20 protein-coding genes are annotated in these 26920 nt (G+C 67.0%); 13 read left to right on the forward strand and 7 right to left on the reverse strand.

The annotated features are described in order from the left end of the window. Window position 1: 1 nt before the first annotated feature. Window positions 2-949: a S1C family serine protease gene (locus AC3WQZ_RS00080; protein WP_011617338.1), complete on the reverse strand. Its 948-nt coding sequence runs from the start codon at window positions 947-949 to the stop codon at window positions 2-4. 75 nt (window positions 950-1024) lie between these two features. Here AC3WQZ_RS00080 and AC3WQZ_RS00085 point away from each other — a divergent pair, with 75 nt between their 5' ends. From AC3WQZ_RS00085 to AC3WQZ_RS00115, 7 genes are all read left to right on the forward strand, one after another. Then, complete coding sequence (locus AC3WQZ_RS00085) at window positions 1025-2089, forward strand: VWA domain-containing protein (RefSeq protein WP_492299728.1); 1065 nt, start codon at window positions 1025-1027, stop codon at window positions 2087-2089. 495 nt (window positions 2090-2584) lie between these two features. Continuing rightward, window positions 2585-3280 (forward strand): ABC transporter ATP-binding protein, encoded by a 696-nt coding sequence (locus AC3WQZ_RS00090; protein WP_011617337.1) that lies wholly within the window; start codon window positions 2585-2587, stop codon window positions 3278-3280. A gap of 3 nt (window positions 3281-3283) precedes the next feature. Further along, window positions 3284-5809, forward strand: a complete 2526-nt coding sequence (locus tag AC3WQZ_RS00095) for an FtsX-like permease family protein (RefSeq protein ID WP_492299729.1) — start codon at window positions 3284-3286, stop codon at window positions 5807-5809. Then, window positions 5806-6882, forward strand: coding sequence for a lipocalin-like domain-containing protein (locus tag AC3WQZ_RS00100; RefSeq protein WP_010814593.1), 1077 nt, complete (start codon window positions 5806-5808; stop codon window positions 6880-6882). The genes AC3WQZ_RS00095 and AC3WQZ_RS00100 overlap by 4 nt, the downstream gene beginning before the upstream one ends. Window positions 6883-7641: 759 nt before the next feature. Continuing rightward, the gene (locus AC3WQZ_RS00105; RefSeq protein WP_492299731.1) at window positions 7642-10905 is read left to right on the forward strand and encodes an AfsR/SARP family transcriptional regulator; all 3264 of its coding nucleotides are present in this window, start codon (window positions 7642-7644) and stop codon (window positions 10903-10905) included. A 120-nt stretch (window positions 10906-11025) separates the two neighbouring features. Continuing rightward, window positions 11026-12411: an FAD-binding oxidoreductase gene (locus AC3WQZ_RS00110; protein WP_010814590.1), complete on the forward strand. Its 1386-nt coding sequence runs from the start codon at window positions 11026-11028 to the stop codon at window positions 12409-12411. A 206-nt stretch (window positions 12412-12617) separates the two neighbouring features. Beyond that, complete coding sequence (locus AC3WQZ_RS00115; RefSeq protein ID WP_011617333.1) at window positions 12618-12971, forward strand: hypothetical protein; 354 nt, start codon at window positions 12618-12620, stop codon at window positions 12969-12971. Between the two features lie 407 nt (window positions 12972-13378). On the opposite strand, the gene AC3WQZ_RS00120 is transcribed toward AC3WQZ_RS00115, so the two are convergent. The 6 genes from AC3WQZ_RS00120 to AC3WQZ_RS00145 all read right to left on the reverse strand — a co-directional run bounded on the left by AC3WQZ_RS00120 (window position 13379) and on the right by AC3WQZ_RS00145 (window position 19302). Beyond that, entirely contained in the window at window positions 13379-14224 is an 846-nt protein-coding gene (locus AC3WQZ_RS00120) for a phosphodiesterase (protein ID WP_010814588.1), read from the reverse strand. After that, entirely contained in the window at window positions 14221-15279 is a 1059-nt protein-coding gene (locus tag AC3WQZ_RS00125; protein ID WP_010814587.1) for an ABC transporter ATP-binding protein, read from the reverse strand. Before AC3WQZ_RS00125 ends, AC3WQZ_RS00120 begins: the two co-directional genes overlap by 4 nt. Beyond that, window positions 15272-16147, reverse strand: coding sequence for an ABC transporter permease (locus AC3WQZ_RS00130; protein ID WP_058696821.1), 876 nt, complete (start codon window positions 16145-16147; stop codon window positions 15272-15274). Before AC3WQZ_RS00130 ends, AC3WQZ_RS00125 begins: the two co-directional genes overlap by 8 nt. A 10-nt stretch (window positions 16148-16157) precedes the next feature. Continuing rightward, window positions 16158-16976: an ABC transporter permease gene (locus AC3WQZ_RS00135; protein ID WP_037024235.1), complete on the reverse strand. Its 819-nt coding sequence runs from the start codon at window positions 16974-16976 to the stop codon at window positions 16158-16160. A 143-nt stretch (window positions 16977-17119) separates the two neighbouring features. Beyond that, window positions 17120-18142, reverse strand: a complete 1023-nt coding sequence (locus tag AC3WQZ_RS00140; protein WP_010814584.1) for an ABC transporter substrate-binding protein — start codon at window positions 18140-18142, stop codon at window positions 17120-17122. 62 nt (window positions 18143-18204) lie between these two features. Beyond that, window positions 18205-19302, reverse strand: coding sequence for a substrate-binding domain-containing protein (locus tag AC3WQZ_RS00145; protein WP_081050156.1), 1098 nt, complete (start codon window positions 19300-19302; stop codon window positions 18205-18207). An 811-nt stretch (window positions 19303-20113) separates the two neighbouring features. Between AC3WQZ_RS00145 and AC3WQZ_RS00150 the strand changes: the two genes are divergently transcribed. From AC3WQZ_RS00150 to AC3WQZ_RS00175, 6 genes are all read left to right on the forward strand, one after another. Continuing rightward, window positions 20114-21214 carry an acyltransferase family protein gene (locus AC3WQZ_RS00150; protein ID WP_011617328.1) on the forward strand — a complete coding sequence of 367 codons (1101 nt, stop codon included), beginning with the start codon at window positions 20114-20116 and terminating at the stop codon, window positions 21212-21214. A gap of 276 nt (window positions 21215-21490) precedes the next feature. After that, a complete protein-coding gene (locus tag AC3WQZ_RS00155; RefSeq protein WP_010814581.1) occupies window positions 21491-22729 on the forward strand; it encodes a GTP cyclohydrolase II in 1239 nt (412 codons plus the stop codon). Beyond that, entirely contained in the window at window positions 22726-24048 is a 1323-nt protein-coding gene (locus tag AC3WQZ_RS00160; RefSeq protein ID WP_010814580.1) for a URC4/urg3 family protein, read from the forward strand. The genes AC3WQZ_RS00155 and AC3WQZ_RS00160 overlap by 4 nt, the downstream gene beginning before the upstream one ends. A 73-nt stretch (window positions 24049-24121) precedes the next feature. Further along, window positions 24122-24808: a uracil phosphoribosyltransferase gene (gene upp, locus AC3WQZ_RS00165; RefSeq protein WP_010814579.1), complete on the forward strand. Its 687-nt coding sequence runs from the start codon at window positions 24122-24124 to the stop codon at window positions 24806-24808. Further along, window positions 24808-25500, forward strand: a complete 693-nt coding sequence (locus AC3WQZ_RS00170) for a TetR/AcrR family transcriptional regulator (RefSeq protein ID WP_010814578.1) — start codon at window positions 24808-24810, stop codon at window positions 25498-25500. The genes upp and AC3WQZ_RS00170 overlap by 1 nt, the downstream gene beginning before the upstream one ends. A 70-nt stretch (window positions 25501-25570) precedes the next feature. After that, window positions 25571-26857, forward strand: coding sequence for an amidohydrolase family protein (locus AC3WQZ_RS00175; RefSeq protein ID WP_058696819.1), 1287 nt, complete (start codon window positions 25571-25573; stop codon window positions 26855-26857). Window positions 26858-26920: the final 63 nt, after the last annotated feature.

The following is a 26920-nucleotide window of genomic DNA, read 5'->3' on the forward strand; positions in this document are numbered from 1 at the left end:
ATTAGAAAGGAGAGGATCCGATGGAAGCGCCGGCGCTTTCGATCGTGACAGCAAAGCCGATGCCGAGGAAAGTGCCGCTCTGGTTGGGGTTGAGGATGGCGGTGACGATCCCTACCACCTCGCCATCCAGATTCACCAGCGGTCCGCCGGAGTTGCCCGGATTGGCGGCGGCGTCGAACTGGATGAGCTTGTCCAGGTCCCGCTTGCCGTCCGGCAAGACGAACCTGCGGTCGAGCCCCGACACCACGCCGGCAGACACCGACGGGCCGATGCCGAACGGAAAGCCGACCGCGACGACTTCAGTGCCGGGCGCGAGGTTCCGGCTGGAACCGAGCGTCGCCGGCGGCAGGTCGTCGGGGATGGAACTGGGCCGGATCACCGCTAGGTCTTTCTCCGGGAACGCCTGCACAACCGAGGCCTCGGCCGTGTGGCCGTCGTGGAACCTGACCTCCAGGCGCAGGGCGTCGGCGACGACGTGGTAGCTGGTGAGAATGGTGCCGCTTTCGGTCACGACCACCCCCGAACCGATGTGGCGGGCTGTGCGCTTGCCGCCGGACTCGCCCTTGCTGCCCGGTGGGTCGCCTTTTGCGAGTTCATCGCCCGAAGGCGGCGGGGATAGCGGAGCCGATTCGGGAGGTGCCTTGCGGCGTGTGGCAGGGGGATCACGCTTGGCGTGTGGGGCGGATGCCGCTTTCTTCGGCTTGTCCGCAGCCTTTTCGGCTGGCGCATAGCTGCGAACTTCCACCACCGACTCGCGAACCGCCTCTGCCGCCCTGGCTGTGCGCGAAGGCAGGCGCTTGGTTTCCAGCGTGTGCAGCACGGCGGAGTCGATGTCGGCTTGCTTGAGGACGCGCGGCGTCGGCTGCAACAGCCAGGCAGAGCCAACGACCGCCGCGAGCACCAGCGCCACCGCTGCCGAGACCCATCCGTAGATCGTTACCCGTCTCATTGCCGCTCCCGAGGTCCCGTCCCGCCGTGAAAAATACAGTACCATCGTCTTACCCACGCGCCAAGGAGCAGGTGCATGCAGTTTCTCTGGCCGCAAATGCTCTGGCTGTTGCTTGCGCTGCCCCTGCTGGCAGCCGCTTACCTGTACCTGATTGCGCGGCGCAAGAAAATCGCGCTGTTGTATGCCAGCCTTGCGCTGCCGCGCGCCGCCCTGGGTCCCGGTCAGCGGCTGCGGCGTCACATTCCGCCACTGCTCTTCCTGCTCGCGCTGGGCGTGGCCCTGCTGGCTTGCGCCCGTCCTACGGCGACGATCACGCTGCCGTCCGACACCATCACCCTGGTGCTGGCCATGGACACCTCCCGCAGCATGGCGGCGACCGACGTTGCACCAACCCGGATCGGCGCATCCAAGCAGGCTGCCCGGGATCTCATCGTCGGGCTGCCGGCCAGCGTGCGCCTGGGCATGGTCTCTTTTGCCGCCACCGCGACCGTGGTGCTGCCCCCCACCGACAACCGGCAGGACATGCTCGACGCAATCGATCGCTTCCAGCTCCAGCTCGGCACGGCGACCGGCAGCGGGCTGATCCAGGCGCTGGCAGTGTTGTTCCCCGACGATGGCATCGACCTGGAAGCCATCCTTTTCAGCGGCGAGTCGCTCGCACCCGGTCCCGGCGGCAGATCGCTGACAGAGGCCGCGGCGGCGGACGCCGTCCGCAAGCGCGAACAGGAACGGCCGGCGGCGCAGCCCGGCTCGTATCGGCACGGTGCGGTAATCCTGCTCAGCGATGGCCGCCGCACCACCGGCCCGGACCCGCTGGACGCTGCGCGCATGGCCGCCCAGCGCGGCGTGCGCGTCTATACGGTGGGCTTCGGTACGTCGCAGGGCGGAGCCGCGGCAGAGTCGGGCCTGTCTTACTACATGCAGCTCGATGAACCCGCCTTGCGGGCGGTAGCGGCGATAACGAACGGCGAGTACTTTCAGGCTGGCTCGGCTGCGGACCTGAGCCAGGTGTATCGCCAGCTCAGCGCGCGCTTCGCGCTCGAGCGCAAGGAAACCGAGATCAGTGCATTGTTCTCGGCAGCAGCGGTCCTGCTGCTGGGGGTGGCGTGCGGGCTCTCGATGCTGTGGTTCCGGCGGTGACCTGAAGCACGGTTGATGAAGCTGCCGGGTTCATTCCCTGAGCCATCCATGGGCGCAGCGGGTGTATTTCCGGCCTGGATCTCACCCGGGAACCGAGACGCCACACGCTAATGGCCGCATGATCCATGCCGTCTTGCGCATGGACTGCGCCAGCTTTCCGCCCCCGGCGGCGCCACAAGGAGCTGGATGGGCGCCCAGACAGTGACGGAAACAAATGTGCCGCATCTACACGAGCCGCACAAGCAGAAGGATAGCCAGTGAACGGATCAATGGAACGGGCCTGCCACTGCGTCAGTCGAAATCCCCCCGATCGGCTGCGAAGCGAACCAGCGTCAGGAAATGGCAAAGTGGCTGCACCGTTCCCAGTGGGAATCGTCCGACTTCTAGCGGCCTTCTTCGACAAGTCCATGCACTTCAACGGTGGCAGAATGGCTTGTGCCCGCTCTCCCGTCACAGCCTTGACGGAGAGGCACGCCACGCGAGGTTGACGACATTGTGCTGACCCTTACAGATGTCTCCAAGACATACAACGGCGCCCGACCGCGCACGGTTCTCCGCGGAGTCAGTCTTGCGCTGGACGCCGGCGAATTTGTCGCCGTCATGGGCGAATCGGGCGTGGGCAAGTCAACGCTGCTCCACCTGATCGCCGGTCTGGATCGGCCCGACAGTGGCCGCATCCAGTTCGACGGACAGGATCTGGGCAAGCTGGACGACGATGCCGCAACCTTGCTCAGGCGTCGCAAGCTGGGGTTCGTGTTCCAGGCCTTCCACGTGCTGCCGAATTTGAGCGCGGCGCAGAACGTGGCGCTGCCGCTGCTGTTGAACGGCCTCGAGCAAAAAGGGGCGTCGGCGCGCGTTGCCGAGATGCTCGCCGCGGTTGGGCTTGAGGGGCGCGAGGACAGTCTGCCGCGCGAGCTTTCCGGCGGGGAGTTGCAGCGGGTGGCGATTGCGCGTGCCCTGGTACACCGTCCAATGCTGCTGCTGGCGGATGAGCCGACTGGCAACCTTGATCACGAGACGGCCGCGCGGGTGCTGAGCCTGCTGCGCAAACTGGTCAACGCAAACGGCACGGCCGCGATTATCGTCACGCATTCGGCAGTGGCTGCGGCGACGGCGGATCGCGTCTTGCAATTGACGCCCGGCGGATTGACGCCGCTGGGGCCACAGCCGCCGATGAGCGCGGCCGCCTAAGCCATGCGAACGCCGCGCTCACTCGGCCTTGCACTACTCCTGGGCGAATTGCGCGCCCATCCCGGACGCGCCATCATCGGCATCCTTGCCGTGGCCATCGGTGTGGCAATGGGCTATGGCGTGCATCTGGTCAACCACGCTGCGTTGGCAGAGTTTTCCCAGGCGGTGCGCTCCTTGATGGGGAATGCCGATCTGGAGATCCGCGGGCCGCGCATGGGCTTCGACGAATCGCTCTATCCGCGCATCGCGGGCCTGCCGGAGGTGGCGTCGGCCAGCCCCGTGGTGGAAGTCAATGCGCTGGTGCCGGGGCGCACCGGTGCGCTGACGCTGTTTGGCATCGATGTGTTCCGGGCGGCGCCTGTAACACCCAATCTGATCGGGCGGCCCGCCGAGGAGCGCGCGGGCAAGCTCGACGTTCTCGATCCCGACGCCGTGTTCCTGTCGCCGGCGGCGCTGAGCTGGCTCGATCTCAAGCCCGGGGACCCGCTCACCGTACAAGTCGGGCTGACCGCGCTTACGCTGCGTATTGCCGGCACGCTGCCGGCGGCGGGCGAGGGCATGCGCCTGGGCGTGATGGATATCGGTGCCGCGCAGTGGCGCCTCGACCGGCTTGGCCTGCTGCAGCGGATCGACGTCAAGCTCAGGCCGGGAGTGGACACCGACAACTTTGCGCAAGCGCTGGCCGCGCTGCTGCCGCCAGGGGTGGTGGCGGGTTCGCCGCAGGACAACGCGCGCCGGACTTCCAACCTGTCGCGCGCCTATCGGGTGAACCTGAACGTGCTTGCCCTGGTGGCGCTGTTCACTGGCGCCTTCCTGGTGTTCACGATGCAGGCAGTCTCGGTGCTGCGGCGGCGCTCGCAGCTTGCACTGTTGCGCGCCCTTGGGGTGACGCGCGCTGGTCTGCTGCGGCTGCTGCTGGCGGAAGGCGCGGTGCAAGGCGCGCTCGGTGCGATGCTCGGCCTGGCGCTTGGCTTCGTCCTCGCCGCCACGGTGCTCGGGTACGCGGGCGGAGATTTGGGCGGCGGCTACTTTGCAGGTGTAAAGCCCAAGGTCCGCTTCGACGCGCTGGCAGCGCTGATCTTCTTCACACTCGGCCTGTCGGCGGCGGTGCTCGGCAGTCTCGCACCGGCATGGGAGGCCGCACGCGCGCGGCCGGCGCAGGCGCTCAAGGCGGGCGATGAGGAGACACCGCTCAAGCGGCTACGCTCGCCGTGGACCGGGCTTGCTGCGATGGCAGCCGGGCTTGTGCTGACGCCACTGCGGCCGGTGGCGGATCTGCCGGTCTTCGGTTATGCGGCGATCGCCCTGTTGTTGGTGGGCGCCATCCTGCTGATGCCACGGCTGGCGCATCTCGTGTTCGGCTTGCTGCCCTCTTGGCGACGGGCTGTGCCGCAGCTTGCCCTGACCCAGCTCGCCGGCGCACCGGGCCGCGCGGCCATCGCGCTGGCCGGCATAGTCGCCAGCTTTAGCCTGATGGCGGCGATGGCGATCATGGTGTCAAGCTTTCGCATCTCGGTGGACGATTGGTTGCACAATGCCCTGCCGGCCGACCTTTATCTGCGTGCTTCGTCAAGCGGCGACAGCGCGTATTTCTCGCTTGACGACCAGGCGGCCATCGCCAGCGTCCGTGGCGTTGCGCGTGCCGAGTTTCTACGTTCGAGCCAGATCCTGCTTGATCCCGAGCGCCCCCCCGTCACGGTCATTGCCCGGCCGATCGATCCGCGCAATCCGGGCGCACGGTTGCCGCTGACGGCAGCGCCCGTCGCGGCGCAGCCGGGGGATCCGCCGGCGGTATGGGTCAGCGAGGCGATGGTCGACCTCTATGGCTTCCGCCCGGGGCAACGTATCACGCTGCCGCTGCAGGGCCGGCCCGTCGCCTTCCTGGTGGGCGGCGTGTGGCGCGATTACGCACGCCAGCATGGTACGGTCGTGATCAGCCAGGACGATTATCGACGGCTCACGGACGAGCGGCGTGTCACTGACGTTGCCCTGTGGCTGGAGCAGGGCACCGGCCCGGCGCAGGTCAAGGAGAGGCTGCGCCAGCGCGTCGCCGGCGGTGAACACATTACCTTCGCCGAGCCTGGCGAGATTCGCGCCGTCACCTTGAGAATCTTCGACCGGAGCTTCGCCGTGACCTACCTGCTGGAGGGCATAGCGGTCGTGATCGGCCTGTTCGGCATTGGCGCCAGCTTCAGCGCGCAGGCCCTGGCGCGTGCGCGCGAATTCGGCATGCTGCGGCATCTCGGCTTCATGCGTTGGCAGATCGGCGCGATGCTGGCACTGGAGGGCGCGTTACTCGCTCTGCTTGGCGTGGTAGCCGGTCTTGCGCTGGGATGGATCATCGCCCTGATCCTGGTTCACGTTGTCAACCCGCAGTCGTTCCACTGGACCATGAGTTTGCATTTGCCCTGGGCATTCCTCGCCCAGTTGGCGAGCGCGGTGGTGGCGGCGGCCTCGCTGGCTGCGCTGGCGAGCGGGCGGCAGGCGATGTCGCGTAGCGCAGTGCGCGCGGTTCAGGAGGATTGGTGAAGAGGCGCTCATTCCTGCTGTTGTTGCCGGGTTCCGGCGTGGCGGCCGCGGCGCTGGGCGCAGCGCCCGCTTATCCGCCAGTCGCCGCGGGACGAACCCTGGCCTTCCCGCGCGACCACGGCGCGCACCCCGACTATCGCACCGAATGGTGGTATGCCACCGGCTGGCTGCAGACGCCGGCAGGAGCGCCGCTCGGCTTCCAGGTTACGTTCTTCCGTTCGCGCCCGCCGTTCGACCAGGCCAACCCAAGCCGCTTCGCGCCGCAGCAACTGCTGTTCGCCAATGTCGCACTGAGCGATCCCGTGGCCGGCAAGCTCCAGCACGACCAACGCGCGGCGCGCAGCGGCTTCGGCCTTGCGCTTGCCGATACTGCCGATACCGATGTGTACATCGACAACTGGTCGCTGCGCCGAGAGGCGACGGGGCACTACCGAGCCAGATTTCCCGCGCGGGATTTCACGCTCGATCTGACAATGGAACCAACCCAACGGTTGCTGCTACAGGGCGAACGGGGATACAGCCGCAAGGGACCGCTGGCGGCCCAGGCGAGCTATTACTACAGCCAGCCGGGGCTCAAGGTGAGCGGCACCCTGGAGCGGCGCAGCCTGCAGGAAACCGTGCACGGCACCGCCTGGCTGGATCACGAATGGTCGTCGACCTTGCTGGCCGACGAGGCCGTCGGCTGGGACTGGCTCGGCCTCAACCTGGATGACGGCAGCGCGTTGATGGCCTTCCAGATCCGGGACAAGCCGGGGCGCAAGTTCTGGGGAGGCGGCACGCTGCGCGGCAGCGACGGTCGCGTCCAGGTACTGGCTCCCGACGAGGTCAACTTCATGCCGGCACGCCGTTGGCGCTCGCCTCGTACCGGCACGAGCTATCCGGTTGCCATGCGGTTGAACGCAGGCGGTCTCACGCTCGAACTGCTACCGCTGATGGATGATCAGGAACTCGATAGCCGCGCGAGTACCGGCGCGGTCTATTGGGAGGGCGCGGTGACGGCGTTGCGGGGAGGCAAGGTGGTCGGACGGGGCTACCTCGAACTGACCGGGTATTTCCAGCGCCTCAATCTTTGACTTGAGGCCCGGCCCGGGCAATTGGGAGCGGCCGGTCGGAGTGCCCGCCCGCCGCTTCGCTCGGCGATCCACACGATTTCCCTCAATCGCAAGATTCTCGCCATACCCCCTCTTTGGTGGGACCTTCTCCAGAGGAAAGCCGATTGCCCTGCTATTTCCGTCACGCTATGATGATTTTCAAACAGCGCGCCGCGTGCTCCCTACTCGTTGGTGATTGCGGGCAGCGTAAAGAAAGGTGCCGCCGGGCAATGGAGGGGTCAATTGGTAAAGGACGACTACAAGCACTGGAGACGCCGGTGGCTGCGGTGGCACTCGCGGTCTCTGCTGGCAAGCGCACTAGTATTGCAGCGAAGTGAGTGTGATGCCTACCTTAACCAGATGCTGAGGGCATACCTTGCCTACGGCGACTTCACCGAAAACGAAGTTGATTTCATTTTTCGGCGAGTCTCCCACGGCGTACGGAAGCTCGGGTCAAACCTGGATGCATCAGTCTTTGCCCGGCGTGCCCAGGAGCGAATCCGAGCCCATGGGCTTAGACTGATGACGGACGCATCCGAGGTCTTCGGCTAGGACCTTGCGGGAAAGGGAGTGACTGCTCGTCGACGTTGGCCGGATGGGACGCGCCAACGCGAGTATAGTCACGGAAGGCGCTCGCGCGGGCTTGGGTGTTGGAGAGTTCCCGCACGAGCGCTAGCGCAGCGCGCACCGCACGCTGCCTACAGGAGCTCCCCATCGCTTTGTGCCGCATTGCGCTCCAGCATGACTTCGCAGGCCCGCTCCTCCGTCCGTTTGTTTGGCGAGTTCCAGCTCGACGGCGCTGGCGCGCCCCTGTTTAACGCAAACTCCCCCCGCTTGCAGGCGCTGCTCGCCTGCCTTGTCCTGCATCGCGACGCACCGCAGACGCGGCAGCAGCTCGCCGTACTGTTCTGGCCTGATTCCTCGCAGGCGCAGGCGCGCAATGCCCTGCGTCAACTGCTGTTTCAGCTGCGCAAGACCTGGCCGGAGGCAGATCAGTTTGTCCATGCCGATGCGCAAACGGTGCGATGGCTGCCCGATTCGCCGCTTGACCTCGATGTAGCGCAGTTCCAGTCCGCGCTTGCGGCTGCGGCCAGGGCCTCGAGGCACGGCGACGCAGGCGCTGAAGAAGAACTGCTGACGCATGCCGCGGATCTCTATCGCGGTGACCTGCTGGCCAACTGCTATGACGAGTGGATCCACCCCGAGCGCGAAAAGTTGCGCGAACAGTGCATCGCGGCGCTCGCGCGCCTCGGTCAACTGAGTGAGGACCGGCGCGACTATGCAAAGGCGTTGAAGTACACACAGCAGTTGCAGCGGCTCGACCCCTGCCGCGAACCCACCTGCCTGGCGCTGATGCGCCTGCACGCGCTGAACCACGATCACGCATCGGCCATGCGCGCCTATCGTAGCTGTGTGGAAACGCTCGCTCGCGAATTGGGCGTCCTGCCCGGCGACCCCATGCGCGAGGCCTATGCGCGGTTGGCTGCGCAGGCTGCGTCAATGCAGCGCCAACGCCCGCGGCGGGATGCGATGCTGCCAATGATTGGCCGGCATGGCGAATGGCGCCGGCTGCTTGAAGTCTGGCAGCGTACCCAGCTGGGCGACAAGCAGTTTGTCCTGATCCTGGGCGAAGCCGGCATCGGCAAATCGCGCCTGGCGGAGGAACTGCTGGTCCATCTGGCCGAGCAAGGCATCACCGTGGCGCATTCGCGCGCCTATGCGGCCGAGGGACAGCTTGCGTTTGCGCCGGTGACCGGCTGGCTGCGCAGCCCTGGCCTGAGTGGTGCGATCGGCAAGCTCGACAGACTGTGGCTGACCGAGGTCACGCGCCTGTTGCCCGAACTTCTCACGCAGCAATCCGGACTGTCGCCGCCGTCGCCTCTTACCGAATACTGGCAACGCCAACGGTTCTTCGAGGCGCTTGCGCGAGCGGTGCTTGCACAAGGCGGGCCGCTTCTGTTGCTGCTCGACGACCTGCAATGGTGCGACGGCGAGACGCTCGAATGGCTGCGCTTCCTGATGCGTTTCGACGTGGCGGCAAGGCTGATGGTGGTCGCAACGGCGCGCCCCGAGGAAATCATGCCGCTGCACGCGGCGAACCGGCTGCTGGACGCACTACGCCGCGACGACCAGTTCATCGAGATCTCATTGGGGACACTCGACGCCGCGGAAACGGCAAAGATAGCGGCCCAGATCCTGGACCGGCCGCTGGCCGACACGGAGGCAACCCGGCTGTTCGAAGAGAGCGAGGGTAACCCGCTGTTTGCCGTCGAAATGATGCGGGCCCGCTCCGACACCATGCCGGTCGGGGACGCACAGGGCGGCATGGCGTCGAAGTTGCCGCCCAAGGTTTACTCCATCATCTCGAACCGGCTGGCACAGCTTCCTCCGGGCGCCCGCGAAATCGTCGGGGTTGCTGCAATCATTGGACGGGCGTTCACGACCGACATCCTCGCCCAGGCAAGCGACCTCGGCGAGGATGCCCTGGCAGGCGCACTGGACGAGCTGTGGCAGCGGCGCATCGTGCGCCAGACCGACGCTGGCGGCCTGGCCTTTGACTTCAGCCATGACAAGATCCGCGACGTGGCATACGCCGACGTGAGTCCGCTACAGCGCCGCCGCCTGCATTTGCGCGTGGCGCGAGCGCTCGAGCAGGCGTCAGGCGATGCGCCCGACGCGGCAAGCGCGCAGATCGCCTCGCACTATGAGCGGGCGGGCCTGCCAGCCCAGGCGGCGGCGTTCTATCGGCGCGCGGCCGTTGTTGCGCAGAGTGTGTATGCCTATGACGATGCCATTGCATTGCTGACGCGCGGGCTGGTGCAAGCGGACCGGATTGCCGATCCGCAGGAGCGCGCCAGTCAATCGCTGGCCCTGCAACTCGACCTTGCGCCACCGATTCGCATCGCCCGAGGCTGGGCGGCACCCGAACTGGAGGCGCCGCTGCGACGCGCGGTGGAACTGAGCCGGCTGGCGGGTGACGCCAGTCAGCAAGCACGCGCCCAGGTCAGCCTTTCATTTTTCCTGGTAGTGAGGGCGGAGCTTGCACAGGCACGTAGCCTGAGCGAGGAACTGATTGCGGGATTGGGGCCGCTGGGCTCCGGTACTTACTCGGTGATGGCATGGACCAGCGTCATGGGTAGTCTGGTCCAGCAAGGCGACTGGATGGCTGCCGAGCCCGCGTATCAACGCGCGCACCGCGCTTATGACGAGGCCCAGCACGCCGAGCATGCGTCCCTGATGGGCGGTAACTTCGGCGTGCTGGCCGCCGCGTGGTCGGCGCACGCATTGTGGTTCAGGGGGCTTGCCGATCAGGCCCTTCAGCGTGGACGCGAAGCGCTGGAGGTGGCAAACCGGGTAGCACACCCGTTCTCCCAGGCGCTCGCGCTGTCATATCTCGCGACGCAGCATGCGCTGCGACATGAGCACGGTCTCACGCTGCACTATGCCCGCCAGGCACACGAGATCGCCGAACAGTACCACGTAGGCTACTACCTTGCCTGGGCAGGCATACTGCTCGCCTGGGCGAACGCGAAACAGGCGCCCGGCGCCGACGCTGTGGTGGCGATGCAGGCGTCGATCGAGGGCTTTCACGTAACGGGCGCACGCCTGCGTCTGCCGCTGTATCTGGCCATGCTGGCTGAATGCCTGGGCGACGTAGGAGAGACCGAGGCTGCGTTGGCGGCTTTGGACCAGGCGCTCGAATGCGCCGGGCGCACTGGCGAGCACTGGGTGGACGCCGAGCTGTACCGTCTGCGCGGTGAATTGCTGCTATGCAGCAGCGCCAGCCTCGCCGAAGCCGAGTCATCGCTGATCAAGGCGATCGCGATCGCCACAGCCCAGCACGCGCTACCGCTTGAACTACGTGCCACCCTGTCATTGACAACGCTGCGAACCTCGCAGGGGCGCGTCAATGCGCATGAGGTGGTCGAGGCGCCGCTTGCGCGATTCACCGAGGGCTTCGATCAGCCCGACATCGTCAAGGCGCGGGCGTTACTCGCGCGTTAGCTTCGGCTCGACCACCGCGCCCCGGTCGGGAGGCAGAATCCCCTTGTAACGGTTCACCTAACGCTTTCAAAACGCCGAGGTTGCTAAAACTCCTGCATACCAACCGGACAGGAGGCAACCATGGAAGCTTCATTGAGCGAACCCGTCGCAACCGCACTCAAGGCGCATTTTCGGGGACAACTGATTCAGCCGGGCGACGCGGCTTACGACCAGGCGCGTGCCGTCTACAACGGAATGATCGACAAGCGACCTGCGATCATCGCGCGCTGCGTCGATGTTGCGGACGTCATCGCGGCGGTGAACGCCGCGCGCGACGGCGGGATGCTGCTGGCCGTGCGTGGCGGCGCGCACAATGGCGCCGGGCTCGGCACATGCGATGGTGGACTGGTGATCGACCTGTCGCCCATGAAGGGCGTGTTTGTCAATGCCGGAAGCAAGACACTGCGGGTTGGCGGTGGCTGCACCTGGGGCGATGTGGATCACGCCGCCAGTGCCTACGGGCTGGCGACGCCGAGTGGCTTCATCTCGACCACCGGCGTGGGCGGACTGACGCTCGGCGGCGGCATCGGCTACCTCAGCCGCGCCTACGGCCTGACGATCGACAATCTGCTCAGCGCCGAGGTCGTTCTGGCCGACGGGCGCATCGTCACAGCAAGCGAGGACGAAAACGCGGACCTGTTCTGGGCGTTGCGCGGCGGCGGTGGCAACTTCGGCGTGGTGACGTCGTTCGAGTTCAAGGCTCATCCCGTAGCCACGGTCTATGGCGGCCCGATGCTGTGGCCGATGGAGCAGGCCCGCGAGCTGATGAAATGGTGGCGCGACTTCATCCTGAGCGCGCCGCAGCACATCAATGGCTGGTTCGGTTTCGTCACGGTGCCTCCCGCAGCGCCCTTCCCGGAGGAAGTTCACCTGCAGAAGATGTGCGCAGTGGTGTGGTGCTACACCGGCCCGATCGATCAGGCCGAAACGCACTTCCGTCCGATTCGCGAGGCCATGCCGCCAGCGGTGGACTTTGCCGGACCAGTCCCCTGGCCTGTCCTGCAGAGCCTGTTCGACGGACTGTATCCGGCGGGCTTGCAGTGGTACTGGAAAGCGGACTTCGTCAGCGACCTGAGCGACAAGGCCATCGATCTGCACATCAAGTACGGGCAGCAGTTGCCGTCGATGCACTCGACCATGCACCTGTATCCGATCAATGGTGCAGCGCATCGCGCCGGCTGCGACGACACGGCCTTCAGCTACCGCGATGCCAACTTTGCCAGCGTGATTGTCGGCGTGGATCCCGACCCGGCCAACAACGATCGCATCGTGCAGTGGGCGAAGGACTACTGGCTGGCCCTGCATCCGCACTCTGCTGGCGGCGGCTACATCAACATGATGATGGACGAGGGCAATGACAACGTGAAGGCGTCCTATCGCGACAACTATGCGCGGCTGGCGGAGATCAAGCGCAAATACGACCCGGCCAACCTGTTCCGCGTGAATCAGAACATCAGGCCCGCCTGACGCACCACGCTTTCGACATGGGGCGCAGGTACCCCTTATCCAGAAGCCCGGCGCGACACCGCTGCCACGGATGGCAGCCGGTACACGCCAGGCAACGGCTTGCACGGCAGAGGCGATCCCGTGCGGCCTGTACCGTTCCGTAGCTGGTCGCCTGCACGAGGAGTGCCGTCGCGGCAACGCCGCCGACACCCCTGTTGGAGATAGCAATGCATAAGACTCTTGCCAAGACCCTGCTTGCCGCTGCCGCACTTGCCGCCGGGCTCAGCCAGACCGCCCACGCCGGTGCCTATGCCGATGGGCTGATCGTCGCCGCGCCGGGACACAGCGACCAGCGCGACGCCTTTACCGATGGCGCGCACAGTCCGCCCACCGAGGCCACCATGCTGCCCGTGGTCGCGTATCAGGGCAGGTCCGTGTGCGCGGTCCGTGGCTTTGATCCGTACCTGGACGGCATGCGCAAGCCTGACCCTTACACCGATGGCGCCCGCATCAGCTCGCGCGATGGCTTCACCGACGGCGCGCGCAGCGATGCGCGCGACAGCGGGGAATGCTTGTCCTGAGCAGGGCAGGGCAACGGGGCGGTTGGTCTGGGCCTGCTCCGTTGTCCAGGCGCGGGAATATGCGCCATGACTTGGGCATGCCCCGATATGACGCAACCCTGCGGTCAGGCAACCGAGTCCCGATCGACAGGGGTGTAGTCAAATCGCATTGCAATCGCAATGGCCTGTGACAGAACCCGCGTCGATTCGATCGTGGCGATCATGCGTCGTTGATTCTCCGTTTGGCAATAGCGGATCTGCAAAGCAGCAAACCACCTCGGTGAGGAGTCTCCGCGGTGGAATCATCGCGGATGACCCCACCTGCAAGCTGGGACATGACGCAAGCGGTTGCGAGGCATGGCTTCGCCATTCGTACTCTTGCAAGGCCATCACCTGGCGCTTACGAACAACTTGCCAGAGCGTCACCGCTAGTCGATCAGCTTGCCCTGCGCGTCAAAGAACGGATGCGCTGCCCCATAATCCCCGATCGCTGCCGCATGCGTCACGAGTCCGTGTGCCGGATGCCACCAGTGCAGCAGGTAGCCGGGCGGCTCCATGCGAAAGCACGAGGGCGCCTGCGGGTCCAGGTCCAGCGCCACCTGGTGCGCCGGCCCGGGCGCGGTGATCGCGACCGTGCCACCGAAGCGGCGCGTGATGTGCCGATGCAGATGGCCGCACAGCACGCGTTCCACTTGCGGGTGGCGGCGCACGATGGCTTCGAGCGCGTCGGCGTTGGCCAGGCCCTGCTCGTCCATGTGGCCGATGCCGGTAAAGAACGGCGGATGGTGCAGCAACAGCAGGGTGGGGCGGGCCGGGTCGGCAGACAGTGCGGCTTCCAGCCATGGCAGCGCGCCGGGATCGACGCGCCCGCCGGGCTGGCCCGGCACGGTGCAGTCGAAGGCCACCAGCCGCAGCGGTCCCGAGTCGATGCTGTAGTGCACCGGGTCTTCGCCGCTGCCGGTGGCGAACAGATAGTCGTGATCGGCAAAGACGCGGCGTAGCGCGCCGCGGCTGTCGTGATTCCCCGGCAGCAACCGCACGGGCATGGATAGCCGCTGCAGGATCTGGCGCAGGAACTGGTATTCGCTTTCGGCGCCGAAGTCGACCAGGTCGCCGGTGACAATCACTGCGTCGGGCTGTTGCGGGGCTGCCAGCAGGGTGTCGATGCAGCGGTGTAGTGCACCGGCGGTGTCAACCAGCCGGTACGACAGCTTGCCGCCGGCCTTGATGTGGAGGTCGGTGATGTGGGCGACCAGGTAGGGGGCGGTGTTCATGCTGCCAGGGCTTCGGGAAGTGTGATGAGGTGGCCGGTGTCGATGCGCAGGCCGACGCGGTCTCCGGCGTGCCAGTTGTCGCGGCGCGTGGTGTCGACGATGAGCGGCGCGGCGGCGCCGACTTCCACCAGCAGGCGGGTGCAGTTGCCCAGGAACAGGGCCGTGACCACGCTACCGTGCAGATGGGCGTCGTCCGTGTGCACCAGCGCCACGTCTTCGGGGCGGAACATCAGGTCGGCGCGCTGCGCCGGCGCGGATTCGTGCGTCCGGGGCACGACGCCGCCAGGCACGCGCCAGGCGCCGTTCTCGGCAGCGGCGGACAGGCGGTTCATGGTGCCGATGAAATCCGCCACGAAGGCATTGGCCGGCGCGCGGTAGATATCCTGCGGCGTGCCCGTCTGGGCGATGCGGCCCTTGTCCATAACGATGATGCGGTCGCCCAGCGCCATGGCCTCGGCCTGGTCATGCGTGACATAGACGGCGGTGATGCCCAGGTTGCGCAGCAACTGGTTGATGTCGGCGCGCAGGGCGTCGCGCAGCTTGGCGTCGAGCGCGGTCAGCGGCTCGTCCAGCAGTAGCACGCGCGGCTGCACGGCAATGGCGCGTGCGAGCGCCACGCGCTGGCGCTGGCCGCCCGAGAGCTGGTCCACGCGGCGGTCGGCGAAGGGTTCGAGATGCATCATCGCGAGCATGTCGGCAACCCGCGTGCGGCGCGTGGCGGCGTCCACGCGCCGCACGCGCAGCCCGTAGCCGATGTTCTCGGAGACGGTCATATTGGGGAACAGCGCGTAGCTCTGGAACACCATGCCCACGCCGCGCTGCTCGATCGGCAGCGCGGTCACGCAGGTATCGCCGAACCAGACTTCGCCGCCTGCATCGGGATACTCCAGCCCGGCGATGATGCGCAGCGTGGTGGTCTTGCCGCAGCCGGACGGGCCTAGCAGTACCACGGTTTCCGCGGCGCCTATGTCGAGATCCAGCGGCTGCAGCGCCAGCGTGCCGTCGGCAAACGTCTTGCCGCAATCGCGCAGCCTGATGGTGGTGGGTTCATGCATGACGGGTCTCGGTATGAGGGTTGGCCGGCGTGGCGGCAACAGCAGGGGCGGGCACCGCTTCGGGAACATACTTGCGGGAACGCGCGCCCAGCGCGCTGAGCGCTTGCATCAGCACCAGCAGCGGAATGATCATGACGAAGAAGACGATGGTGTAGGCCGAGCCGATCTCCAGCCGCATCGAGGCATAGCTGTCGGCCAGGCCCACCGGCAACGTCTGCGTGGTGGGCGTGTGCAGCATCCAGGTGAGGTTGAATTCGCCCACCGACAGCGTGACCACCATGAGCGCGCCGGCCAGGATGCCCTGGCGGCAATTGGGCAGCACCACGGTAAAGAAGCGCTGCAGGCGGCTCGCGCCAAGGCTGGCCGCTGCGTCCTCCAGCGTGCGGATATCGATGGCGGAAAGGATGGCCAGCACCGAACGCACCATAAAGGGCAGGGTGAACAGCACATGGCCGATCAGGATAAACAGCCAGCTCGTGCGCAGCGCCTGCCAGGTGCCGTAGAGCAGGATCAGGCCAAGCGCGGTCGCGAGGCCCGGAACGGCCACCGGCAGCATCAGCAGTTCCTCGATCAGCCGGGTGATGCGGTTGCGCCGCAGCGCCATGTAGTACGCGGCCGGCACGCCCAGCACCAGCGTGCAGGCAAGGCAGGCCAGCGCGATCAGCAGCGACAGGAAGATGGTATTGCGATAGAGCGACCAGACTTCCGCGAGCCAGCGCGTGGTCAGGCCGCTTTCCAGGCCGATGAAGACATTGTTGGTCAGGCCAGCCAGCACGGAGAGCACGACCGGCACGGTCATGAAGGCGCAGACCGCCAGTGTGAGCGCCAGTTGCAGCCAGTAGCCGGGGCGGCGATGGGTTGGGGTCATGGGATGGCTCCTAGGCGGTCGCGGCCACGGCGTCGCCGGAAAACCAGCGCGCGAGCGCCAGCAAGGCCCAGGTGACGGTGCCCAACAGGATGGACAGCGCAGCGGCCATGCCGAAGTTGGCGTAGTTGGTGAACTCGTTGTAGATGGTGAGCGGCAGCACGTCGAGTTGCGTGGCCAGCGTGAAGGCGGTACCGAACGCGCCCATGCTGGTGGCAAAGCAGATCGCGCCGCTGGAGATCATGGCCGGCATCATCGCGGGCAGCATCACGTCGCGCACCACGCGCCAGGGCCCGGCGCCCAGCGAGCGGGCAGCTTCTTCCAGCGAGGCGTCGAGCTTCTCCACTGCCGCCATCACGGTCAGGATCACGCGCGGGATCGAAAAGTACAGGTAGCCGACGAACAGCCCGGCCAGGCCGTAGGCAAAGGTCCAGCGCTCGCCGGCGAGCTTGTCGCCGACCATGGCCAGCAGGCCGTTGCGGCCGCCGAGCATGATGACCATGAAGCCGATCACCACGCCGGGAAACGCCAGCGGAAAGGTCAGCATGGCCACCAGCACGGACTTGCCAGGCACCGCGTTGCGCTGCAGGAAGGTGCCGGCAATGCCGGCAATCACCAGCGTGACCAGTGTCACGGCTGCCGACAGCAGCACGGTGACCATCAGGCTGTGCAGGTAGCGCGGACTGGAGACCACGGTCCAGTACACGCCCGCGCCTTGCTCGCCGTTGATGCTGACCGCCACGAGCCGCGCCATCGGCAGGCAGAAGAAGGCCAGGAAGACCACCAGTGCCGGCAAGGCAAACAGGAAGAGGGAGGGGGATCGGTTTGTCATGGCAGTGACGGGGTGATGGGCGGTGGGCGATGGCTTGGGTGAGCCGCCCGGCTGTCCCCCCGCTTGCGGGAAGACAGCCATCAGACGGGAGACACCATCGCCAGTCGTCAGCGCGCTTGTCAGCGCACCTTTCAGCGCACCTGTCAGCGCACCTCCTTCAGATACTGCTCGCTGAACGCCTTTTGCACGTCGGCCATCTTGCCGAAGTCCACCGCCTTGGCCCGTGCGTATTCGGTGGCCGGCAGGAAACGCGCCTGTACTTCCTTAGGCACCACGCCGGCGCGCACCGGGCGCAGGTAGGCGTTGGCCCACAGCGCCTGGCCGGCGTCGGACAGCACGTAGTCGAGCACCTTGCGGCCTTCGGCCTCATGCGGGGCCTTGTTGACCAGGCTCATCACGTAGGGAACCACCACCGAGCCCTCTTTGGGGATCACGAAGGCAACGTTGGCGTGGTCCTTGTAGCGGGCGCGATAGGCGTTGAAGTCGTAATCGAGCAGGATAGGGATTTCACCGGACAGCACGCGCGCATATGCGGTCTGCTTGGGCACGATCGGCTGGTTCTTCTGCAGGTCCTTGAAATACTTGAAGGCCGGGCCGAAGTTGTCGAGCGTGCCGCCCATGGCCTGGTTGACGGCCACTGCGCCCACGTAGCCGACGAAGGCGCTGGCGGGGTCGAGATAGCCGACCAGGCCCTTGTACTCGGGCTTGAGCAGGTCGGCCCATGACTGCGGCACCGGCTTGCCGCGCAGCGCGTCGACATTGACCATGAAGCCCAGCGTGCCGGAATGGATGGCGAACCAGTTGCCCTGCGGGTCCTTCAGGCCGTCGGGAATGTCGTTCCAGTGGGCGGGCTTGTAGGCGGCGGTGACGCCGTCCTTCTTGGCCTGGATGCCGAAGGTCACGCCGTAGTAGACCACATCGGCCACCGGGCTGGCCTTCTCGGCGACCAGCTGCGCCAGCGACTGGCCGGAGTTCTTGTTGTCCAGCGGCACGGCAACGCCGGTCTTTTCCTTGATGGCGCGGATCTGTGCCGCCCAGTCGGCCCATTCGGGCGGGCAGTTGTAGCAGATCGCGGTCTGGGCGGCCACGCCCTGGCTGAACGCGGCGGCGCTTAGCGCCAGGGCAATCCAGCGCAGCGGGCGGCGCCAGGAAGGAATAGGTTGCATGAGAGGCTCCTTGGTTGAGGACAGGGGTGGGGGATGCAACATGCGCACGCGGTTACGCGCGGTTACATTGATGGCGGAGCGGCCACGGTGCCGTTGACGCGCAGTGCGTGCGGCAGCAGCGTGACGCGCGGCGGCGCCGCCGAGGCTCGTCCGCCATCGTGCAGCCAGGCAAGCAGCCGGCCGACGGCGCTGGCGCCGATCTCCGAATTGGGTTGCACGACGGTGGCCAGCGGCGGTTCGACCACGCTGCCCAGCGCGATACCGTCATAGCCCAGTACGGAGATGTCGCGCGGCACGCTCAGGCCGAGGCGCCTGAGGTCGGAGATCACGCCGATGGCCAGCAGGTCATTGGTGCAGAAAAAGGCGGTGGGCGCATCGTTTGCCCGGACCAGCGCGCGGATCTGTTCGGCATTGCTGGCGGTGTGCGATGGCAGGCAGACTGGCGCGGCGGGCCTTAGCCCGTGCGCGCGCATGGCGTCCTGATAGCCGGCAAAGCGCTGGCGCGCGCGGTCCGAGGCGACGAAGGCGCCCGATACCACGGCGATGCGGCGGTGCCCGGCGGCAATCAGGGCCTCCACGCCGGCGCAGGCGCTGCGCCGGTTGTCCACCGATACCGAATGACGCCGGCTGCGCGGTCCGGCCTGGTTGTACGCCAGCACGTATGGCACGCCCTCGCCGTCGAGTTGATCCAGCACCGTGCTGTGCGCCGCGTCGGCCACGGTCAGCACCATGCCGTCCACGCGATGGCGCAACAGGTACTCCACACGCTCGCATTCGCGAGCCGGATCGTAGCCGCTGGTGACCAGCATCAGCGAATAGCCGCCCGCCAGCGCCGCTTCCTCGATGCCGTGCCAGCATTCGGCGAACACCGCGTTTTCCAGCGTTGGCACCATCACACCGATCATGCGGGTCTGCTGGGCGCGCAGCTTGCTGCCGAGCAGGTTGGGGCGAAAGCTGAGCCGGCGCGCCGCCTCGCGCACGCGCTGCGCCGTGCTGTCGCGCACCAGGTGCGGGCTGCTGAACACGCGCGATGCGGTGGCGAGCGACACCCGCGCGGCTTGCGCCACGTCGATCAGGGTGGCGCCACCTGTCGTGTCGGGCCTGCCCCCCGCTGGATCTTTGCGATTCACGCTTAGAGCTCCGGATGAAAACGTTTTCATTGAAGGTGGAAAAAACGGGGCGTCAAGACATTCCGTCGCTGCACTGCCGCAGAAGGCGGCTGGCGGACGGGCGCCTGCACCCTGCCTGGATGGCATTTTGTTTGGCGTGGATGACAGGGGGATGACATCCGGGTGCAAAGGCCGGATGCCGGCCGCGTAGGAAAACGCCGCCTACGGAGTGCGCACCGCAGGTCGCGTGTCGCGTACCGTGGTCGGGGCGGGGTACACGTCGTCGCTGGGCGCAATCGGCTGACGCGGCGGTGGCGGTGTCGCCGCGGTATCCCGGGGGACTCCCTCGCATCCCGCCAGGGCCGCGGCCAGAAGGGCGATGAGGGAGCACTCAGCCAAGCCGCAACGGAAGGCGTGACCGGTGCGGGGGAAGAGCGTGCGGTGCTGCATAAGCGGACCCCAGGTGGCAATCCTGCCTCTAGCTTATGCTACTGGCGCACAACAGAGCTCTCCTGGAATGTGTGGTTCAAGCCTGACACCCCCGTATCCACCCGACAGCTGTATATTCTGGGCCGCGACGCATAAAGGCACGTGCCTGACTCACAAGCCTTGCTTCGTGGAAAGAGCTGCCGCCTGTGTATGCACTTCCTTATGCCGGCTCCTGTTGGCCCCTGACTGTTTTGCGCAGCATTTTCATAAGCCAATGCCTGCTGGCTAAGACATGAAGCCATGTGCCTGCAAACTCGCAACAAGCCGGGGCAGTGTGTAACGAATCTATATGTAGTGGTGCATATGCCACATTTGAGCGGATGCAAGCAGGTAGAATCGCGCCTTCCGTGCCAATCGCAACATTCCTATAACAATGAGCCCCCGTCCGTCGCGCCTGCCGTGCATTGACGCCCTGAAAGCGGTCAGCTCCCAGTTGATCGTGCTCCATCACCTGGCCTTCTATGGCCCGATGTCCGATACCGCGTATCGGCTGGCCCCGGGGCTGGTGGACTGGCTCTACGACTACGCTCGCATCGCCGTGCAGGTCTTTCTGGTGGTCAGCGGTTTCCTCGCCGCGCGCAGCCTGGCGCCGCATGGCCAGCTGGAAATCAGCCAGCATCCGCTGCTGGTGCTGTGGCGGCGCTACCAGAAGCTGGTGGTGCCCTTTGCTGCGGCGCTGCTGCTCAGCATTGCCGGGGCCGCCCTGGCGCGCCAATGGATGGTGCATGATTCGATCCCCGCGCCGCCCGGCCTGCTGCAGTTCCTTGCGCACGTGACGCTGCTGCATAACGTGCTCGATGTCGACGCGCTCTCGGCCGGGGTCTGGTACGTGGCCATCGACCTGCAGCTGTTTGCGCTGCTGCTGGGTGCGCTGTGGGCCGCGCGCGCCGTGGCGCGCGGGAAAGCGCCAGCGGGTGCCGGGGTCAGCATTGGCATTGTGGTGCTGGTGGCGGTGGCATCGCTGTTCTGGTTCAACCGCGATGCCGCGTGGGATATCTGGGCGCTGTACTTCTTCGGCGCCTATGGCATGGGGGCGCTGGCCTACTGGGCGTCCAACCCCGGTCGCCCGGTGTTGCCGCTGCTGGTCCTCGGCGCGGTAACGTTGGCGGCGCTGGCCTTCGATTTCCGGCTGCGCATCGCGGTGGCGCTGGCGACTGCGCTGCTGCTGGCGGTGGCGCGCCGCGGCGGCTGGCTGGAGCGCTGGCCGCGGGCGCGCGTGATCGGCTTCTTCGGGCGCATTTCCTATTCGGTGTTCCTGGTTCACTTTCCGGTCTGCCTGCTGGTCAACGCGCTGGTGTCGAACCTGGCGCCGGGCCAGCCGGTGCTGAACGCGCTCGGCATGGTTGCCGCATGGGCGCTCAGCAATGTGGCCGGCGCGTTGTTCTATCGCTACATCGAAAGCGCCCGGCCGTTGGCGGCGCTGCGTGCGCTGCTGGGCAACGGCCGCGACCGCGCCAGCCGGCAAAGCGTGTAACGTTTGCAGGCATGGCCGTGCAGCGGTGGTACGGCTTCTCCCGGACGGCGACGTGCCAGCATGGCCGTGCGCGCTTCTTGTTGGTGCTTGTGCACCCGTCATGCCACGTCGCCTGCACGCCATGCGTGCATGCCGCCCGCGCAAACTTGCGTTCGGCGCCACACACATCGGAGCAACACTCGCGTAAATGGCATTGGGCGATGGCACAAAGGTTGCCTAGTATGGAATCGTAAACCTGACCATTTGGTCAGGATTCCATCGGGAACCGAGGGTGCCATGTCCGACCATATCGTCCTGACCTCGCACGCACGCCGCGACAAGCCGGCCGAGCCTATCCACTGGGGCGCCCCCACGGCGGCCGAGCGCGGGCCGGTCATCGCCAGCCTGGCGAATCCGGCGCAGCGCAATGTGATCGGCACTCACGCAGGTGCCTACGCCATCTACCGGGCCCTGGCGGTTGCCGCGGGCGCATTGCAGCGCGACCATCGCACCGACCTGACCGATACCGCGCCGGCGGAGGCGATCGGCCCGCATCCGCAGTGGGGCGACCCGGAGAAGATAGTTTCGCTGGATCCGTGGGGCCACCTGGTGTCCACCGTGTTTGCCGACCGCATCGCGGCCGGCGTGGATATCCGCCCGACCATCGCCGTCACCCGCGCGCATATCAACATGCCGGAGCTGATGTCGGCCATCGCGGCCGGCCGGCTCAAGCCCGACGGCGACATCCTCCATGCCAATGGCGATGTGCGCGTGACCAAGGCTGCGGTCGATCCGGTCTGGTATCTGCCCGGGCTGGCGGCCCGTTTCGGCATCAAGGAAAGCGTGCTGCGCCGCAGCCTGTTCGAGCAGACCGGCGGCATGTTCCCGGAACTGGTGACGCGGCCGGACCTGAAGGTGTTCCTGCCGCCCATCGGCGGCATGACGCTGTATTTCTTCGGCGACGTGAGCCAGCTGGGCAAGCCTGAAACCCGCGTGGCCTGCCGCGTGCACGATGAATGCAACGGATCGGATGTGTTCGGGTCAGACATCTGTACCTGCCGGCCGTATCTGGCACATGGCATCGAGGTGTGCATCGAGATGGCGCAGCAGGGCGGTGTCGGGCTGGTGGTCTACAACCGCAAGGAGGGCCGCGCGCTGGGCGAGGTGACCAAGTTCCTGGTCTACAACGCCCGCAAGCGGCAGGTAGGCGGCGACCGTGCCGAGACTTACTTTGCCCGCACCGAATGCGTGGCAGGCGTGCAGGACATGCGTTTCCAGGAGCTGATGCCGGATGTGTTCCACTGGCTGGGCATCCGCCGCATCGACCGCTGGGCGTCGATGAGCAACATGAAGCATGGCGCGCTGGTGGCGCAGGGCATCGAGGTGGTCGAGCAGGTGGCCATCCCCGAGACCCTGATTCCCGCCGACGCCCGTGTCGAGATCGATGCCAAGGTGGCCGCGGGCTACTTTACGCACTACACGCCGCCGGATGCGAACGAACTGGCCCTGGCAAAGGGCAGGGGGTTGAACGAATGACGATGTTTCCCGAGGATGGCAAGCCCGGCATGGACCGCCAGGGCACAGGTAACGAGATGCGGCCGGGTGCCGGCTGGCTGAGCCCGGTGCCGGAAGGGCATCCCGCTTCGGCGCTGCTGTGTGCCGAGGCGGTGCGCACGCATTGCGCGGCGGTCACCGAGAACGTGGCCAGCGGCGCGTCCGAACTTTTCACCTGGCATCCGGACCGCGTGCATGCCATTGCCGACTATGTCGCCAGCACCATCCGCCAGCGCTATCCTGACCTGCAGGTGCCGTACCACAGCCGCTGGCGCCATTTTGAAAGCGCCGGCGTCGACCAGCGCGCGGACCGGTGGCAGGTGCTGTGCGAGCGTGCCGCGCTGAGCGGGCCCGAGCACCGCGAGGAGCGCGCCCGCATCGGCATCGACCTGGTGATTCCAAGCGTATTGCTCGATGCCGGCGCCGGCCCTGACTGGCGTTACCGCGATCCGGCCAGCGACCTGGTGCTGACGCGCTCGGAAGGGCTGGGCGTGGCCAGTTTCGACCTGTTCGCGCGCGGCGGCTTCTCGGCCGCGCCGGGCGATCCGCTGCGCGCCGACGCCGAGCGGCTGCAGCGCATCGATGCCGACAGCATCGCCCACGCCTTCCAGGTCGCGCAGCACAACCCGCTGGTGGGGCTGGAAGGCCGCGCCGGCCTGCTGCGCCGCCTCGGCGAGGTGATGGAGGCGACCCCGGCGCTGTTCGGCCGGCCGGCACGGCTGGGCAACCTGTACGACTACCTGAAGGCGCATGCGGTCAACGGGCACCTCGACGCCGGCTTCCTGCTGCGCACGCTGCTGGTCGGCCTGGGGCCGGTATGGCCGGGGCGGATCATTGTCGAAGGCGTGTCGCTGGGCGACTGCTGGCGGCATCCGGCCGCGCCGGGCGGGCTGGTGCCGTTCCACAAGCTCACGCAATGGCTGACCTATTCGCTGCTGGAGCCGCTGGAGGACGCCGGCCTGACCGTGACCGGGCTGGACGCGCTGACGGGCCTGCCCGAATACCGCAACGGCGGCCTGCTCTACGACTTCGAGCTGATGGTGCCGCGCGACCCCGGCTTTGCCGCCGTGCCGCATGCGGTGGATGAGCCCGTGATCGTCGAATGGCGCGCGCTGACCGTGACCGGCCTGGACCTGGTGGCCGACGGCGTGCGCCAGGCGCTTGGCTTGCAGGAAGAAAATTTCCCGCTGGCGCGCGTGCTCGAAGGCGGCACCTGGGCGGCGGGGCGCCGCATTGCCGCCAAGCGGCGCCCGGGTGGCGCGCCGCCGTTCGCCATCATCAGCGACGGCACGGTGTTCTGAGCAAGGTCGGCCGCCAGGCGGCCGACTTTGCCGGCAGGCATTGCGTGTGAAACCTGGCATCTGGAGCGTCACCATGAACGACATGTCCGCTGTTCCCGCTGTTGAACCACTCGATGCCGATCCTGCCGGCCTGGCCGGGGTGCTGGTCGTCGACCACCCGCTGGTGCAGCACAAGGTCACCCTGGTGCGCAGTGAGGACACCACCACCGACAACTTCCGCCGGCTGGTGCGTGAAATCAGCCAGTTGCTGACCTACGAAGCCACGCGCGACCTGGCCATGGAGACGGTCGCCATCCGCACGCCGATCGCGCCGATGCAGTCGCGGGTGCTGTCGGGCAAGAAGCTGTGCCTGGTGTCGATCCTGCGCGCGGGCAACGGCTTTATCGACGGCATGCTGGAGCTGCTGCCGGCGGCGCGCGTCGGGCATATCGGCCTGTACCGCGACCCCGAGACGCTGGAGCCGATCGAGTACTACTTCAAGATGCCGGAAGACATCCAGGAGCGCATGGTGATCGTGGTGGACCCGATGCTGGCCACCGGCAACTCGGCCATTGCCGCGCTGAACCGCCTGAAAGAGGCCGGCGTCACCACCATGAAGTACGTGTGCCTGATCGCCTCGCGGCCGGGGCTGCGCGCGCTGCGCGCGGCGCACCCTGAGGTCGGCATCGTCACCGCGGCCATCGACGAAACGCTCAACGAGCACGGCTATATCGTGCCCGGGCTGGGCGACGCCGGCGACCGCCTCTACGGCACGCGCTGATGGACACGCAGGCCAGCGCCGCGGCGCGGCGCCCGCTGCCCGCGTGCGATGCGCCGGGCGGGCGCATCCGGCAGGAGAACCAGGCCATGATCCTGCGCGCGGCCGAGCATGTCTTTGCGCGCGCGGGCTTTGCCGGCGCCACCATGGCCGAGATCGCGGTGCGCGCCGGCGTGCCCAAGTCCAACCTGCATTACTACTTCCGCACCAAGCAGGCGCTGTACCGCGCCGTGCTGGCGCATACGCTGCAGCTGTGGCTGTCGGAGACCGACATCATCCGCGCCGAGCTGCCGCCGCAGGTGGCGCTGGAACAATACATCCGCGCCAAGATGCGGCTGTCGGCCAGTCATCCGGATGCATCGCGCGTATTTGCCAACGAACTGCTGCACGGCGCGCATGAGATCGGCGAGGTCCTGCGGCAGGTGCTGCGCGAACTGGTGTCGCGCAAGGCCGCGGTGGTGCAGCAGTGGATCGACCGCGGCCAGATGGCGCCGGTCGACCCCCAGCACCTGTTCTTCACGATCTGGGCGGCCACGCAGACCTATGCGGATTTCGAGTCGCAGGTATGCGCGGTGCTCGGCGTCAGCCAGCTGGAGCAGCGGGACTATGCGCAGGCCACCGAGCACCTGGTGGCGCTGCTGCTGCGCGGCTGCGGACTCGACCCCGAGCCCGCGGCGCCCGACCGGCGCGCATGACGCCGTGGCGCCGGAGCCGGCGCCGTGAGAACATCGCCGTATCGCCGTGCCTCCTGCCTGAGAGACCTCCATGCTCGACCTGATCCTGCGGCACTGCAACCTGCCCGACGGGCGCACCGACATCGATATCGGCATTGCCGCGGGCCGCATCGCCGCGGTTGAGCCGGCACTGGCCGCGCACGCCGCCGACGAGATCGATGCGGCCGGCCACCTGGTGACGCCGCCGTTCGTCGATGCGCACTTCCACATGGACGCCACACTGTCGTACGGGCTGCCGCGCGTGAACCAGTCGGGCACGCTGCTCGAAGGCATTGCGCTGTGGGGCGAGCTCAAGCCGATGCTGACGCAGGAGGCGCTGGTCGAGCGCGCGCTGGCCTACTGCGACTGGGCGGTGGCGCGCGGGCTGCTGGCGATCCGCTCGCATGTGGACGTGTGCGATCCGCGGCTGCTCGCGGTGGAGGCGCTGCTGCACGTGCGCGAGCGCGTGCGCCCCTACCTGGACCTGCAGCTGGTGGCGTTCCCGCAGGACGGCGTGCTGCGCGCGCCCGGCGCGCTGGACAACCTGAAGCGCGCGCTGGACATGGGCGTCGACGTGGTCGGCGGCATCCCGCATTTCGAGCGCACCATGGCGCAGGGCGCCGAATCTGTGCGGCTGCTGTGCGAGCTGGCGGCGGACCGCGGCCTGCGCGTCGACATGCATTGCGACGAGAGCGACGACCCGCTGTCGCGCCATATCGAGACGCTGGCCAGCGAGACCGTGCGGCTCGGCCTGCAGGGCAGGGTGGCGGGCTCGCACCTGACCTCGATGCATTCAATGGACAACTATTACGTGTCCAAGCTGATCCCCCTGATGCGCGAGGCCGGCGTGGCGGCAATCGCCAATCCGCTGATCAACATCACGCTGCAGGGGCGGCACGATACCTATCCGCGGCGCCGCGGCATGACGCGGGTGCCGGAGTTGCTGGCGGCCGGCGTGCCGGTGGCGTTCGGCCACGATTGTGTGATGGATCCGTGGTACAGCCTGGGCTCCGGCGACATGCTGGAAGTGGCGCACATGGGGCTGCATGTCGCGCAGATGACCGGGCAGGAAGCCATGCGCGCGTGCTTCGCCGCCGTGACCGCCATGCCTGCGCAAATCCTGGGGCTGGATGGCTACGGCGTGGCGCCTGGCTGCTGCGCCGACCTGGTGCTGCTGCAGGCGCGCGACCCGGTGGAGGCGATCCGCCTGCGCGCCACGCGGCTGCGGGTGCTGCGTGCCGGCAAGACCATCGCCAGCATGCCTCTGGCGATGGCTGCGCTGGACCTGCCTGGCCGGCCGGCGCAGGTGGATTTCCTGCGGCGCAGCGGCGGGCAATAAGGATCACAAATTTTTTGTGTCAGGGTGTTGACAGTCCCTGACGCGCTCGGCATAATTTCTTTC

The sequence above is a fragment of the Cupriavidus sp. FW305-26 genome, assembly GCF_058787975.1.